Annotated in this window: 11 protein-coding genes, 1 tRNA gene, 2 rRNA genes and 2 pseudogenes; 13 read left to right on the forward strand and 3 right to left on the reverse strand. The window is 59.2% G+C overall.

Translation table 11 applies throughout. The features are described from left to right. The first annotated feature begins 110 nt into the window (after window positions 1-110). From NYR58_RS06615 to NYR58_RS06635, 5 genes are all read left to right on the forward strand, one after another. Window positions 111-2,902, forward strand: a 23S ribosomal RNA gene (locus NYR58_RS06615). A 64-nt stretch (window positions 2,903-2,966) separates the two neighbouring features. Then, a 5S ribosomal RNA gene (gene rrf, locus NYR58_RS06620) occupies window positions 2,967-3,081 on the forward strand. Window positions 3,082-3,177: 96 nt separating this feature from the next. Beyond that, window positions 3,178-3,254: transfer RNA gene (locus NYR58_RS06625), tRNA-Met, on the forward strand. A gap of 185 nt (window positions 3,255-3,439) precedes the next feature. Further along, window positions 3,440-3,775: a hypothetical protein gene (locus NYR58_RS06630; protein WP_261519688.1), complete on the forward strand. Its 336-nt coding sequence runs from the start codon at window positions 3,440-3,442 to the stop codon at window positions 3,773-3,775. 83 nt (window positions 3,776-3,858) lie between these two features. Then, entirely contained in the window at window positions 3,859-4,578 is a 720-nt protein-coding gene (locus NYR58_RS06635; protein ID WP_261519689.1) for a class I SAM-dependent methyltransferase, read from the forward strand. A gap of 128 nt (window positions 4,579-4,706) precedes the next feature. Here the strand turns inward: NYR58_RS06635 and NYR58_RS06640 are convergent, their stop codons facing one another. From NYR58_RS06640 to NYR58_RS06650, 3 genes and pseudogenes are all read right to left on the reverse strand, one after another. Beyond that, complete coding sequence (locus tag NYR58_RS06640) at window positions 4,707-4,850, reverse strand: hypothetical protein (RefSeq protein ID WP_261519690.1); 144 nt, start codon at window positions 4,848-4,850, stop codon at window positions 4,707-4,709. Next, window positions 4,847-5,734: pseudogene (locus tag NYR58_RS06645) on the reverse strand (ABC transporter substrate-binding protein); the annotation flags it as partial. The pseudogene NYR58_RS06645 and the gene NYR58_RS06640, both read right to left, overlap by 4 nt. A gap of 102 nt (window positions 5,735-5,836) precedes the next feature. Further along, window positions 5,837-6,274, reverse strand: a complete 438-nt coding sequence (locus tag NYR58_RS06650; RefSeq protein WP_261519691.1) for a hypothetical protein — start codon at window positions 6,272-6,274, stop codon at window positions 5,837-5,839. A gap of 200 nt (window positions 6,275-6,474) precedes the next feature. Between NYR58_RS06650 and NYR58_RS06655 the strand changes: the two genes are divergently transcribed. From NYR58_RS06655 to NYR58_RS06690, 8 genes and pseudogenes are all read left to right on the forward strand, one after another. Continuing rightward, window positions 6,475-7,245, forward strand: coding sequence for a heparan-alpha-glucosaminide N-acetyltransferase (locus tag NYR58_RS06655; protein ID WP_261519692.1), 771 nt, complete (start codon window positions 6,475-6,477; stop codon window positions 7,243-7,245). Window positions 7,246-7,830: 585 nt separating this feature from the next. Continuing rightward, entirely contained in the window at window positions 7,831-8,064 is a 234-nt protein-coding gene (locus tag NYR58_RS06660) for a DsbA family protein (RefSeq protein ID WP_261519693.1), read from the forward strand. Further along, window positions 8,061-8,765, forward strand: a complete 705-nt coding sequence (locus NYR58_RS06665; protein WP_261519694.1) for a cytochrome c oxidase subunit 3 — start codon at window positions 8,061-8,063, stop codon at window positions 8,763-8,765. Before NYR58_RS06660 ends, NYR58_RS06665 begins: the two co-directional genes overlap by 4 nt. A 482-nt stretch (window positions 8,766-9,247) precedes the next feature. After that, window positions 9,248-9,748: a cytochrome b gene (locus NYR58_RS06670; protein WP_261519695.1), complete on the forward strand. Its 501-nt coding sequence runs from the start codon at window positions 9,248-9,250 to the stop codon at window positions 9,746-9,748. A 217-nt stretch (window positions 9,749-9,965) separates the two neighbouring features. Beyond that, entirely contained in the window at window positions 9,966-10,586 is a 621-nt protein-coding gene (locus NYR58_RS06675) for a DUF393 domain-containing protein (protein WP_261519696.1), read from the forward strand. Between the two features lie 375 nt (window positions 10,587-10,961). After that, a complete protein-coding gene (locus NYR58_RS06680; RefSeq protein WP_261519697.1) occupies window positions 10,962-11,372 on the forward strand; it encodes a hypothetical protein in 411 nt (136 codons plus the stop codon). A gap of 315 nt (window positions 11,373-11,687) precedes the next feature. After that, on the forward strand, window positions 11,688-13,148 hold the full coding sequence (locus NYR58_RS06685; protein WP_261519698.1) for a TolC family protein: 1,461 nt from the start codon (window positions 11,688-11,690) through the stop codon (window positions 13,146-13,148). Between the two features lie 256 nt (window positions 13,149-13,404). After that, window positions 13,405-13,586: pseudogene (locus NYR58_RS06690) on the forward strand (IS110 family transposase); the annotation flags it as partial.

Consider the following 13,586-nt stretch of genomic DNA (forward strand, 5'->3'; position numbering starts at 1 on the left):
CATTGTGATTGGTCGCTTAACCGCGGACCACCGAGCAGATCTCGAGAAGCTGGTCTTTCTGTCAGTGCCGTTCGGGCTTGCGGGCCCGGGTGGGCATTGGCAATGAGAATGATCAAGTGTCTTAAGGGCGACTGGTGGATGCCTTGGCATGCACAGGCGATGAAGGACGTGATACGCTGCGATAAGCCACGGGGAGGTGCGAATACCCTTTGATCCGTGGATTTCCGAATGGGGAAACCCACCTTCGACACTTGGAAAATCTGGCGCGTCTTGAAGGCGCGCTTGGTTTCCAAGTGTCGGTAAAGGTATCTTATCCTGAATTCATAGGGATAAGAGGCGAACGCGGGGAACTGAAACATCTAAGTACCCGTAGGAAAGGACATCAACCGAGACTCCGCTAGTAGTGGCGAGCGAACGCGGACCAGGCCAGTGGCTTGTGCGAGACAAGCAGAACCATCTGGAAAGGTGGGCCAAAGCGGGTGATAGCCCCGTATGCGTAATGCGAGCACAAGTCCTCGAGTAGGGCGGGACACGTGAAATCCTGTCTGAACATGGGGGGACCACCCTCCAAGCCTAAGTACTCGTGCATGACCGATAGTGAACCAGTACCGTGAGGGAAAGGTGAAAAGCACCCCGACGAGGGGAGTGAAAGAGAACCTGAAACCGGTCGCCTACAAACAGTCGGAGCCTGAAATGGTGACGACGTACCTTTTGTATAATGGGTCAGCGACTTAGTGCAGCGAGCAAGCTTAAGCCGGTAGGTGGAGGCGTAGCGAAAGCGAGTCTGAATAGGGCGATCAGTTCGTTGTACTAGACCCGAAACCGAGTGATCTAGCCATGAGCAGGCTGAAAGTAGGGTAACACCTACTGGAGGGCCGAACCCATATCTGTTGCAATAGATCGGGATGACTTGTGGCTAGGGGTGAAAGGCCAATCAAACTCGGAAATAGCTGGTTCTCCGCGAAATCTATTTAGGTAGAGCGTCGATTGAATACCCCCGGGGGTAGAGCACTGGATGGGCTAGGGGTCCTCACCGGATTACCAAACCTAACCAAACTCCGAATACCGGGGAGTACTGGTCGGCAGACACACGATGGGTGCTAACGTCCGTCGTGGAGAGGGAAACAACCCTGACCGCCAGCTAAGGTCCCTAAGTTATGGCTAAGTGGGAAAGGATGTGAGACTCCCAAAACAACCAGGATGTTGGCTTAGAAGCAGCCATCATTTAAAGAAAGCGTAACAGCTCACTGGTCTAAATAAGGGGTTTTGCGCCGAAAATGTAACGGGGCTAAAGCCATACACCGAAGCTGCGGGCTTGGCTTGCCAAGCGGTAGCGGAGCGTTCTGTAAGCCTGTGAAGCCGGACCTGCGAGGGCCGGTGGAGGTATCAGAAGTGCGAATGCTGACATGAGTAACGATAAAGGGGGTGAGAGACCCCCTCGCCGAAAGTCCAAGGGTTCCTGCTTAAAGTTAATCTGAGCAGGGTTAGCCGGCCCCTAAGGCGAGGCCGAAAGGCGTAGTCGATGGGAACCACGTTAATATTCGTGGGCCTGGAGGTAGTGACGGATTGCGGACGTTGTTCTTCCTTATCGGATTGGAAGGGCAGCCAGGTGGTCCCGGGAAATAGCTCCTCCGTATAGACCGTACCCGAAACCGACACAGGTGGACTGGTAGAGTATACCAAGGCGCTTGAGAGAACTCTGCTGAAGGAACTCGGCAAATTGCACGCGTAACTTCGGGATAAGCGTGACCTCTTTGCGGGCAACCGCAAGGGGGTGGCACAGACCAGGGGGTGGCGACTGTTTATCAAAAACACAGGGCTCTGCGAAGTCGTAAGACGACGTATAGGGTCTGACGCCTGCCCGGTGCCGGAAGGTTAAGAGGAGAGGTGCAAGCCTTGAATCGAAGCCCCGGTAAACGGCGGCCGTAACTATAACGGTCCTAAGGTAGCGAAATTCCTTGTCGGGTAAGTTCCGACCTGCACGAATGGCGTAACGACCTCCCCGCTGTCTCCAGCAGAGACTCAGTGAAATTGAATTCCCCGTGAAGATGCGGGGTACCTGCGGTTAGACGGAAAGACCCCGTGCACCTTTACTATAGCTTTACACTGGCATTCGTGTTCGCATGTGTAGGATAGGTGGTAGGCTTTGAAGCCCGGGCGCCAGCCCGGGTGGAGCCGCCCTTGAAATACCACCCTTGCGGACATGGATGTCTAACCGCGGCCCGTTATCCGGGTCCGGGACAGTGTATGGTGGGTAGTTTGACTGGGGCGGTCGCCTCCTAAAGAGTAACGGAGGCGCGCGATGGTGGGCTCAGAACGGTCGGAAATCGTTCGTCGAGTGCAATGGCATAAGCCTGCCTGACTGCGAGACAGACAAGTCGAGCAGAGACGAAAGTCGGTCATAGTGATCCGGTGGTCCCGCGTGGAAGGGCCATCGCTCAACGGATAAAAGGTACGCCGGGGATAACAGGCTGATGACCCCCAAGAGTCCATATCGACGGGGTTGTTTGGCACCTCGATGTCGACTCATCGCATCCTGGGGCTGGAGCAGGTCCCAAGGGTATGGCTGTTCGCCATTTAAAGCGGTACGTGAGTTGGGTTCAGAACGTCGTGAGACAGTTCGGTCCCTATCTGCCGTGGGTGTAGGAATATTGACAGGATCTGTCCCTAGTACGAGAGGACCGGGATGGACGTACCTCTGGTGGACCTGTTGTGGCGCCAGCCGCATAGCAGGGTAGCTATGTACGGACGGGATAACCGCTGAAGGCATCTAAGCGGGAAACCCACCTGAAAACGAGTATTCCCTGAGAGCCGTGGAAGACGACCACGTTGATAGGCCGGGTGTGGAAGTGCGGCAACGCATGAAGCTTACCGGTACTAATAGCTCGATCGGCTTGATCATTCTCATTGCTCGTGCCCATCTCGGCATGAGACAGCTTCTCGAATGAAACCATGCATTTGGCCGACCTGGTGGCTGTTGCGGGGTGGCTGCACCCGTTCCCATTCCGAACACGGCCGTGAAACGCCCCAGCGCCGATGGTACTTCGTCTTAAGACGCGGGAGAGTAGGTCGCTGCCAGGTCTGCCAAATGCATGGTTTTTTCCCTTCTCTTCATGAATTGTCACTGTTTCCAGCGCCGCTGAACGACGCTGTTTGTGGGCGGAGAGCCCATGGTAACGCGGGGTGGAGCAGCCCGGTAGCTCGTCAGGCTCATAACCTGAAGGTCGCAGGTTCAAATCCTGCCCCCGCAACCACTTTTGTTATAACACGCTCGAAATCGAGATATAGGCTGCAGGCTCCGCCAGCATTTGCGACCTATTGGGCCCCTTGGGGCGCAACCCCACCTTGCCCAAAAGGATGAAGGCGCCGGTCGTTGTTTCCGCGAGCGCTCTGACCTAGTCTCGGTGCACCTGCAGCGTGACGGGGGTGTCGGCACAGCATGATCTTCGCCCGAACCATCTTTTTTGGCCTCGCCCTTCTACTGTTCCCGATTTCCGGAACGGTCTCGCTGGATTCATCCACGGATATCCACGTGCAGTCATCCTTCGAATACAGCGAAGGACAAGACCGGGCGGGCGCAGAGGGCGGTGTCGACGCCATTCATCACGATTATCATCCGGCCGAACATTCGCACCAAACCCTTGCCATGACCCCAGTCGTCATGCTCGCTCTGCAGAAACGGCAGGTGGCTGGACCAAGCCGGGTCCGATCGGAGCGCCTTCCTGTCCGGTATTGTCATATCGATCATCCTCCAACAGCTACGTTCCCTGCCTGAAAAGCAAAATCGCACGTTCCTTGGTGCCGGTTTCGGTACGCGGGCAGCACGGCCGACCGTTGAACTACTTAGGGGATTCAGACATGGGCACAATCCACCCGATTCCCTTGCAACAACGTTTTTGGAACGAATGGAACGCTTCGTATCGCGAACACGACATCGGGAATGTCTCTGCCAGACAGGCGGAAGTTATTGTCGGCTGGCTGAAATCGCTCGGACAGAAGGACCTGAGAATCCTGGAAGCGGGTTGCGGAACAGGCTGGTTCTGTCCCCAATTGGGGGAATTTGGCCAAGTAACGGGCACCGATCTTTCTGATAAGGTCCTCGAGCGGGCCCAACAACGTTTCCCGCAGGTTTCCTTCGTTCCTGGCGATTTCATGACGCTGGACCTAGGCCGCGACGCCTTCGATGTTGCCGTCACTTTGGAAGTGCTGTCTCATGTCGCAGATCAGCCTGCGTTCGTCGACAAGCTCGCCGGCCACCTGAAGCCTGGAGGACTTCTCATGCTGGCCACACAGAACCGCTTCGTGCTTCGACGGTTCAATCGCGTTCCGCCACCAGCGCCGGGTCAACTGCGGCGGTGGGTCGACCGACATGAACTACGCCACCTTCTCGATTCGAAGTTCGAGGTGCTGGAATTGTTTTCCGTATCACCCAGGGCGAACCGCGGGTTGATGCGACTGGTCAACTCGCAGAAGCTCAATCGACCGATCCAGGCAATCATTGGGAACCGGCTCGAGCGACTCAAGGAAGCCGTGGGGTTGGGCTGGACTTTGATGGCTTTGGCCCGCCGCAGATCATAGCGCGACCTGATAGGGAGAATTCGACGTCGCGGAACACGAATCTGACCGTGCGCCCGAGCAGACCGCCGCGGGCGTTCTCCCTCTCTTGCCACGCCGGCAGCCGAGGAGTTGGCGCAGGCTCTCCTCGACTAAACGTCGAAGCCGCTGAAGGGCAGGGAGGTGCCGATCAAGAGCTCCGCCTCGCCGCCAAAGACCAGACTGCCTCCGACGACGCTCAGGGCCAAGCCCGCCGTCCCTGCCTTGAGACCCTCGCGCCGCGTCCAGATGTTCATCCCCGCCTCCCTTCTCCCGGTGGCATAGCGCTCATGCCGGATAGCCGCCCACACCCCGCGGCTTCGATCTCCTCCGGATAAACGGATGTGATGATGCGGCACCATCGCGGCTTCCACGCTGTGGGGCTCTCCAGGAAACGCCATCGGTCTTCGTCGAATGCTGCCGCGCTTCCTAGTTTACCGTCGCCATTGCGGAAGTGGATGTGGAATATGCCGTAGACGGGTTGTTGACCTCGCGGCCTTACGACGATCGCAACATTCGCCATATCGTCTGGCCTTTCGCAACGAACATCGTTCGCTGCCTTGACCTCGAACCCGTCCCAATCAGCGGGAAAGTCGCCGCTCACCAGTTGAGCTGCGACCGAGCGGAGGTCTGGATCGCATGCCACAGCGCGGTCATTCCCCCACGCAGAATCGATCACCGCTGATACCGTCACAAGAGCAATTACCGCGAGACGGCCGGCCGGCGCTAGTTGTCTTGCGGAACCGGAGCGCGATCCCTCACCCGAGCGGGTCATGGCAAGCTCCGTGTGAGGTGTTTCTTCATCATTTGGACCGCTCAAGCCTTGAGGGTTAGCACGCCGATCGCGTAGCGCTTGGGCCAGATGACGACGGGGCGCCTGATCTGCCATCTCGACGACGGGCAGCACGGCGCGTGTCAACCCGCTGCCGTAAGGAGCGATCAGGAGATCCGCCTTGGCGGCGCGTTCGTGATAAAGCCGTCGTGCCGCGTCCGGATCGCTCACATCGTCGGCCAGATCGAGGCGGACCGGGCGGTCGGATAGCCAGCCGGCAGCGTTGATCCACTCCCGCCAGAGGATAAGGCCGCGGCGAGTCATTTCCCCGAACGCGGCAAACCTTCCCGTTCGCGGTGCGCTGCCTGCGACGACGACCGGCCTTTCCGCCCGCGCGAGGCGCGCGAGAGATGCTGCGGTCCCGGCCGCAAGGAGGCGCCGGCAATACGGGCTCGCCGACCGACCAGGGCCTTAATAGTAGCCGCCATCGCCAAGGGTTTCGGGCTCCTTCCGTGGCGCGGCCTCGCCCACGACCAACGCGGCGAGCATTCCCCTCTCGCGATGGCCCGGCACGGAGCAGTAGAGGTCGTACTGGTCCTGCGAGAACTGGAGCGCCAGCTCGGCGGTTTCACCGGGGTCTAACAGGCGGGTCTTGTAGATTTCGGAGGTCGCGCCAGCCATGGTCACGGTTAAGTTGTGCGCAATCGTTCCCCCGTTGGCGACACGGATCGGCAGATTTCCCGCATCGACTTTCGCAGTCTTGAAACCGAGCGACCATTCGCCGAGCACGACCTCAAGCGTGCCATCCTCCAATCCGGCATCGCCGTGCGCGTAGGCGAGGGACAATGTGCCAGCGAATATGAGTGGTGCCAGCATTAATCCTCGAATGACCGAAGACAGCTGTTTCATGGCAAGTCCTCCCTAATTGGCTCGTCGAAGGGGTGCACCCTGCGGTCGACCAAGACCCGACAAAGGGGCGCCCCGATGCCGCAAAATGCGGCGACGATTGATAGTTTAGGGCAGGCTTCTAACTCATGAAGGCCATGCAGTGGTCATCGCTGCAGGGATGTGCCCAAGAATTGACCCAAAAGACGCGATAATCACAGCCCATGACCTACACCCTGCACGCGCCCAGGGCGGAGACTTCAGCGGGGACTCGTCGTGCCCGACTGATTATCATCGATGTGGTTCGGGGCCTCGCAATTGCGGGCGTCGTTGTTTATCATCTTGCCTGGGACCTTGAGTTCACCGGCCTAGTCGCCACTGGAATCGTAGGGCATCCAGCTTGGATCGTTTTCGCACGCACTCTGGCCGGAACGTTCATGTTTTTGGTGGGGGTCAACCTCGTACTTGCCCACCGTGGAGGAATGCGGTGGGACGCATTCGCCCGAAGGCTCGGCCCTATCATTCTGGCCGCCTTGGCGATTTCGATCGTCACCAAGTTCGTATTCCCCGATACTTTCATCTACTTTGGCATTTTGCATGCGATAGTCGCAGCAAGCGTGATCGGGGTTTTCTTCCTCCGACTTCCGATGATCTTTAGCCTCATCGGTGCAGCCTTGATTTTCACCATCCCCTTTGCGTTCAACCATGCGCTTTTCAACTCGCGATGGGTGGCCTGGATCGGATTTGCCGAGCAGGTACCGCCAAGCAACGACTTCGTCCCACTTTTTCCATGGGTCGGGCTGACTTTGCTCGGGATATTCCTTGCGCGGTTCGCCCTGGCACAATCGGCGGACGCCTGGCTCAAAAGGCATGAGCCGCCCGGCAACGTAGCTCGTTCCCTTGCCTGGTTCGGTCGCCACAGTCTTGCCATCTACCTGATCCACCAACCCATTCTGTTAGCGGTCATCATTCCGCTGGCGAGTTGGAGCAGGTGAAGCCTGGGCCGTGCGAGCGGCCAGCTTCCAACCAGTTTTAAAGGGTGCTTTTGGGAACCCCGCGGAGATCTCACAAACGGCTCACTGGCGGTTCCGGCACCATCAGCCGAACATAACTGGGATTGCTAGAGCCCCGGACGTGATTTCGGAATCACATCCGGGGCTCCAAGCATTTGTTTTGTCGCGGCGTTTATGCCGAAAACCGGGTTCCACTATTCGGCACACCGCTTTAGCCAGGCCGGATACGCCCTTAGAACCGAGACGTGTCTTTTGTGCATCTCCGCGCCAATCCAAACTTTGATGCACGGGGCGTGCAACCCTCCGCGAAAAAGGGTCACATCGGGGAATCGCTTCTCGGTGATCTTCTCGAGCCTCGACGACCTCAAGTCCCATTGTCGGGAAGAAATGCTGACGCGCGTTCGCAGTGCTTCCCGTGTATCGGCCGGATCGAAACATCGGGCCTCGGGTTTTCCGAATAGGAACCAGCGTCCGTCTTTACTGGTACGTTGGAGCGGGCGTAAAGTCGGCTCGAAAAGTCCCATGCAGGATGTCTATCCGCGGTTTCACACGGCTCTGACATAGGTCATGGGCTCTGTCGACGAGGCCCTGTTCATGGCCGTCGCCGAAGAGATCGGGCTCAATGTCGAACAACTCCGGGCCGACATGCAGGATCCCGCGATCGACGCCGCGATCGAGCGCAATCTCAAGCTCGCCCAAGCGCGGCGGATCAACGACACGCCGGGCTTCCTCATCGGCGAGGAAGTCCTGCGCGACGCCACACCTCGAAATCATCGGCCTTGTAAGGAGATGATACGATGAGCGTCATACTGGTCATTCTCCTCGTGATCGTTGGTTTTTCGGTGTGGTGGCTCGCCCGCCAAAGAATCCTGTCGAAGCCGTGGCTGGAACCTGGAGTGGCTGGCTCCTGGGCAGACACGAAGGCAACGAGCATGCCCACCGCAAAGCTCGGCCTAGCCGTGTTTCTCACGGTCGTTGGTTCCCTGTTCGGCCTTTTTGCCAGCGCATATTTCATGCGCATGGAGTTGTCAGATTGGCAAACTCCGCCGCTGCCACGTCTCTTGTGGTTCAACACGGCGATCCTGTTCCTGAGTAGTGTCCTCTTGCAAAGTGCGCTGCTTGCCGCACGCAGAAGCTGGACAGGCACAACGAGGATCGCCCTCATTGCAAGCGGCCTGACCACGCTCGCCTTTCTGGCAGGGCAGCTCGTTGCATGGCGACAGATGGCGGCAAGCGGCTATTTCCTGCAGGCCAATCCGGCCAACAGCTTCTTTTATCTCCTGACAGGCATGCATGGGCTGCACATACTTGGCGGCCTCGTTGCGCTCTGCAGGACGACTATCAGGGCTTGGGGCGCAGATAGGGGCGGTCGGCTGCAGCTCAGCGTCGAGCTTTGCGCCATGTATTGGCATTTCCTGTTGCTGATATGGCTGGCCCTATTTGCTCTGCTGGCCGGATGGGGCGCCGAGTTCGTTCAGAGTCTCAATCCGACACGTCACTAGCTCAAAGACGTGTGAAAATGTGGCGTGTGCCGGGCGCGAAGATCGGATGCGAAGCCGGGCCTTGTTGCGACGGGATGTATCCGGAAGGGCTTGAAGATCCGGAAAGGAGGACGCGTCAACCAAAATGAAAGCATCTCTCCCTCAGGTTGTCCTGCCATATGTCGGCGCACCGATCGCCCTACTGACAAAGTCTTGTCCGAGCGGCCTTCAGGTGGGCACGGCGGAGAGCCCGCCTTTGAGGGTGCATCTTTGGTATCCAGGTCCAGCCCAAATTCCAACCGAGGAGGATTGTTTCAGACGCATCGAAGAGATTCAGCCCTCCCGCGACAGGGCCGAGGATTGGCTGTGGGGACGCGTGCCTGAATGTGCTTGGAACGCGATTGCAGGCGCTCGGAATTATCTGGTCACCGCCTGATTTATCCCATATTCGTCGGCTTTCCAGCAGCGTTGGTCCTACACAGACGAAAGACGACAAACCTCCCATGTCCTCGGTTGCACCAGATAACCAAAAAGGCACCCAATATACTCGGCTGCAGATCGCCATGCATTGGGTGGTGGTGCTATTGGTCGTCGAGCAGTGGTATACCTCCCGGGCTATACCCCGAACGCATAACCCACTTCTGCCACCATCCAGTACCGACCTGCTTTTACACGCAGTCCACAACTATGCTGGCCTGCTGATCGGCGTGTTGATGCTCGCGCGGATCGGGCTTCGATTGTTTCAGCCTCGTCCTGCGTCACGGCAGATTCCGGGCTGGCTGGAACGACTTTCTCAGGCCACCCATTGGGGGCTTTACATCTCACTGCTCGGACAGGTTGCGGCCGGGTTCGCGGCAGCCTATCTGTGGGCGCCCGCCGGGCGAATCCACGTCGTGTTGTGGAACGCCACACTTGTGCTTGCCGGCCTTCATATAGCAGCGGCCGCCTACCATGCGGTTCGGTGCGACGGGGTCGTCAAGTGCATGGTGCCCTGGCCTCGCTGAGGAGTAGGAAGGCCGCCGCGGCAAGCAGATGAGATAGGCCGGGTCCGCCACAACGGGCAACGCGCAGTTCGCCGGAATCCAGCGCCACCAATATCCAGCCGGCGGCGGCTAAACCGGTGAGGCCGCCGAACAACGATAGCCCGCGCGTGTTGCACGGCATTAGGTCTCCTCGATCCGATGTCGATTCCAGCCCCAACCAGGATCAGGATCAGGATGTATGCGATTCAAATGGGGTTCGCGGATCAAGTCTGCGCCATATATAGAGAACGATCAGCGCATCGAGCGGCACGCCGAAAGAGCCGAAAGGGACGAAGCCGCCTTTCCAGAATCGGCGATCGAAGAAGACGGTGGACCGTGGACGGCGAAGACGGATCAGGCAAATATGACGCAAGGCTTGCCCAATCGCGATGTTGATGACCGGCGATCGGCTGCAGAGGCCGAAGAAGTGCTGCTGGTCTACGATCGGGAATGTCCGGCCTGCGATGTTTACTGCCGCATGGTGCGCATTCAGCCATCCGCAGGCACGCTGCGGATTGTCAATGCGCGTGACCCGAACCCGGTCATGGAGGAGATAACCGAGGCTGGGCTTGATATCGACCAGGGAATGGTCGTCAAGAAGGACGGACGGCTCTATTACGGCAGCGAGGCCATTCACGTTCTCGCCCGCCTCAGTAGCCGGACTGGCATCTTCAATAGAATGAGCTACCACATGTTTCGTTCCAGAGCGGCGGCGCATTTGCTCTATCCGCCTCTCCGGGCATGCCGGAACCTTCTCCTGAAAGCCCTGGGCAAGACCAAGATCAATAACTTGCGGATCGAAGGAAACGACCGTTTCTAGAGCGTCCGCTCCAAGAGCTTGTCTTCAAGTGGTTGGGAATGGGATTCGTGGTCGACGTTCAAAAATCAGTTGGGTCCGAGGAAATTTGAAGGTGACCGACAACGGATACGGTCACTATGGGCTCCAGTTGCCTGCGGGCGTACGAGCAAGCCAAGCTCATCCCCTCGAGCATCCGCAAATCCGCAACACCAAAAATGGACCCGTTGGGATGTGCCCAGACAGCAGTTTTGGAATAGGGGCTAAATGGCCGTGGGTGCTAGCGGTTCGTTCCCCGTCATTCCTGCGATCATCACATTTTGTTGCGGTGCAGCAACACCGCATTTCCTAGCTTGACATATGCCGCGAACAATCGTCAAAAGTCTCGCGATGAGAATCATGAGCCGAGCTACGATTGGACGCATTGTACCGCTGCGGGCGGTACTTGCGATCGTATTTCTCATCCTGATGTCTCTCCAGCCGGGGTTAATGACGACGGCGAGTGCCGCCGGGCTCCATGGCAAGATGGCGATGACTGTCGACGCAGAGTTGCCCATGTATCAGGCTGACGAGCATCGTCATGCCCAGTCCGACAGGGGTGGCACCGGCGGTCAGGAAGCGGGAGACCAGCACCATCACGGCAAGCAGACTGCCGACAAGGTCTGCGAGGTCCACTGCGCGCCGATGAGCACCATCCCCGTTGCATGCCCGGCGCTGCTGCAGCCGACCGCTCGCTTTCATGCGGCGGAACCCGGTTCGGTGCTTCAGCCCGGTGAATACGCGGATTTCATGAGGCCTCCACGAGCCTGAACTGACACGCGCCCGCAACGCGGGCTGAGCGCCACGATGGGCATGTGCCCGTCGTGGTCGGCATCCCATGTCAAGTTCAGGACCAGCAATGAAAATTCCAGCTGTTGCGGTGCTTGCATCGCTCTCTCTGGCCGGCTGCGTGGCAACGCCGCCGGACATTCTTCCGGCCTTCAATCCGTTTGACCCGGCCCTCGGGACCAGGGACGTGCACTACCACTCTGTCGTGGCCGACTACGAACACCGGGTTCCGGTCGAACCGCAGAATTGGAGGCAGCAGAACGAACGCCTCTCGCCGGCGAATCCTGGAGGTGGCTCGTGAGCAATCTGCCCATAAAGGCAATCGCGGCCGCCGTGCTGCCGCTGGTGGTCGGCGCTTGCACGACGACGGCATCGTACGACAACCTCTCCGATCCAAGCATCGGCTTCACCAATGTCGCCGCACGGACCGCGTCGGTGACGGGCAAGCAGGCGGTCTGGGTCCAGTCGAGCGCGGAATCCCAAGCCCTAGCAGAGCGAGTCAGGGGGCTCGTCCAGAATAAGACAATCGGACCGGACGTCGCCGTGCAGGTGGCGCTTCTGAACAACAAGGGCCTGCAGGCGGCCTATACCGATACCGGCCTCTCAGCCGCCGATCTCTGGCAGGAGACGTTGCTTGTCAATCCGCGTGTATCAATCGGTGCGACGGGCATTGGCGGGGTCAGCCGTACGGTTGAGACGGCTGTCGTCAGCAACATCCTTGCGCTCATCACGCGACCGAAGCGCGTCGCTGTCGCGGATGCCCGGTTCCGCCAGGCGCAACTGCGCGCGGCGGAGGAGACATTGCGTCTTGCCGCAGACACGCGCCGTGCTTGGATCAATGCCGTTTCGGCGTGGGAGAGGGTCGCCTATCTCAACCAGGCGCAAGCCGCTGCCGATGCGGCATCGGAACTCGCCAAAAAGCTCGGTGAGACCGGCGCCTTCACCAAGAGCGGGCAGGCGCGCGAGCATGTCTTCTATGCCGAGCTGGCGGGACAGACGGCCGAGGCGCGCATGCAGGCAAGGACGGCGAAGGAGGAACTGACGCGGCTGATGGGCCTGTGGGGCGACGACATCGACTACCAGGTGCCGAACGCGCTGCCCCCCTTACCGACGAGCGTCAAGGCCAAACGTGCGATCGAGGCCGAGGCGCTGCGCAACCGTGTCGACTTGGAAATCGCGCGCCTCGAGCTCGAGGCGTTGGCGCTTTCTTACGGACTGACGGATGCCACGCGCTACCTGACCGATCTCGAACTGCTGACCGGGGTTGAGATCGAGCGGGAGAAGGAGGACGGCGAAACCGAGACCAGTGTGGCCGGCAACCTTGAGGCCGATTTCGTCATTCCGATCTTCGATACGGGCAAGGCGCGCATGCGCAAGGCAGAACTCGCCTATATGCGCGCGGCAAACCTTCTGGCGGAAAAGGCTGTCAACATTCGCTCGGAGGCGCGCGGCGCTTATGACGCTTATCGCTCGACCTACGACATTGCACGGCATTACCGGAGCAGCGTCGTGCCGCTCAGGACCACGATCGAAGAGGAATCCGTCCTCACCTACAGCGGCATGATTACCAATACCTTTGAACTGCTCGCCGACACGCGCGCCAAGATCAATTCGATCATGCTTTCCCTCAACGCCAAGCGCCAGTTCTGGCTCGCGGATGTGAACCTGGGGACGGCCGTGCATGGCGGGGGCGGATCGTCCCCGGACGCTGAAGCTTCCGAGGTCGCCTCGGCGGGTGACGAGGGCGGCGGGCATTGAACGCAAGGAGATGGCATGAATGGGCTGTGAGCGGCCAATGATCCTGATGCGGTTAAGGTGTTGGGAGAGGCGGATAGGCTGCAGGTTGCATGCGGTTTCTAGGGCGTTTGACCCTGTCAAGGAGATTACCCGTCGCCTGTATCCGAACGACCAGCGTGAGGCCCGGTTGTGGCCGGTGACCTCGGATAGGAGTGTGGCTTGGCCGTTCACGCCCCCTCTGGGGGCTCCGCCTCCCACCAACGGGAGAAGTGTAGCCATGGCCTTCATCGGAGTCGATCTTCATCAGAATTCGTTCACCGTCTGCCGCTTGGAAGCGGGCGGCGCGGAGGGTTTCGAGACCTACCAGCTCGCCCGCGCGGAGCTGGACCGGTTTTGCGCGACCCTGGACGCCGACGACGAGATCGCGGTGGAGGCAACGGGCAATTCGGCCTGGTTCCG

The sequence above is a fragment of the Chelativorans intermedius genome (assembly GCF_025398255.1).
GTDB lineage: Bacteria > Pseudomonadota > Alphaproteobacteria > Rhizobiales > Rhizobiaceae > Chelativorans > Chelativorans intermedius.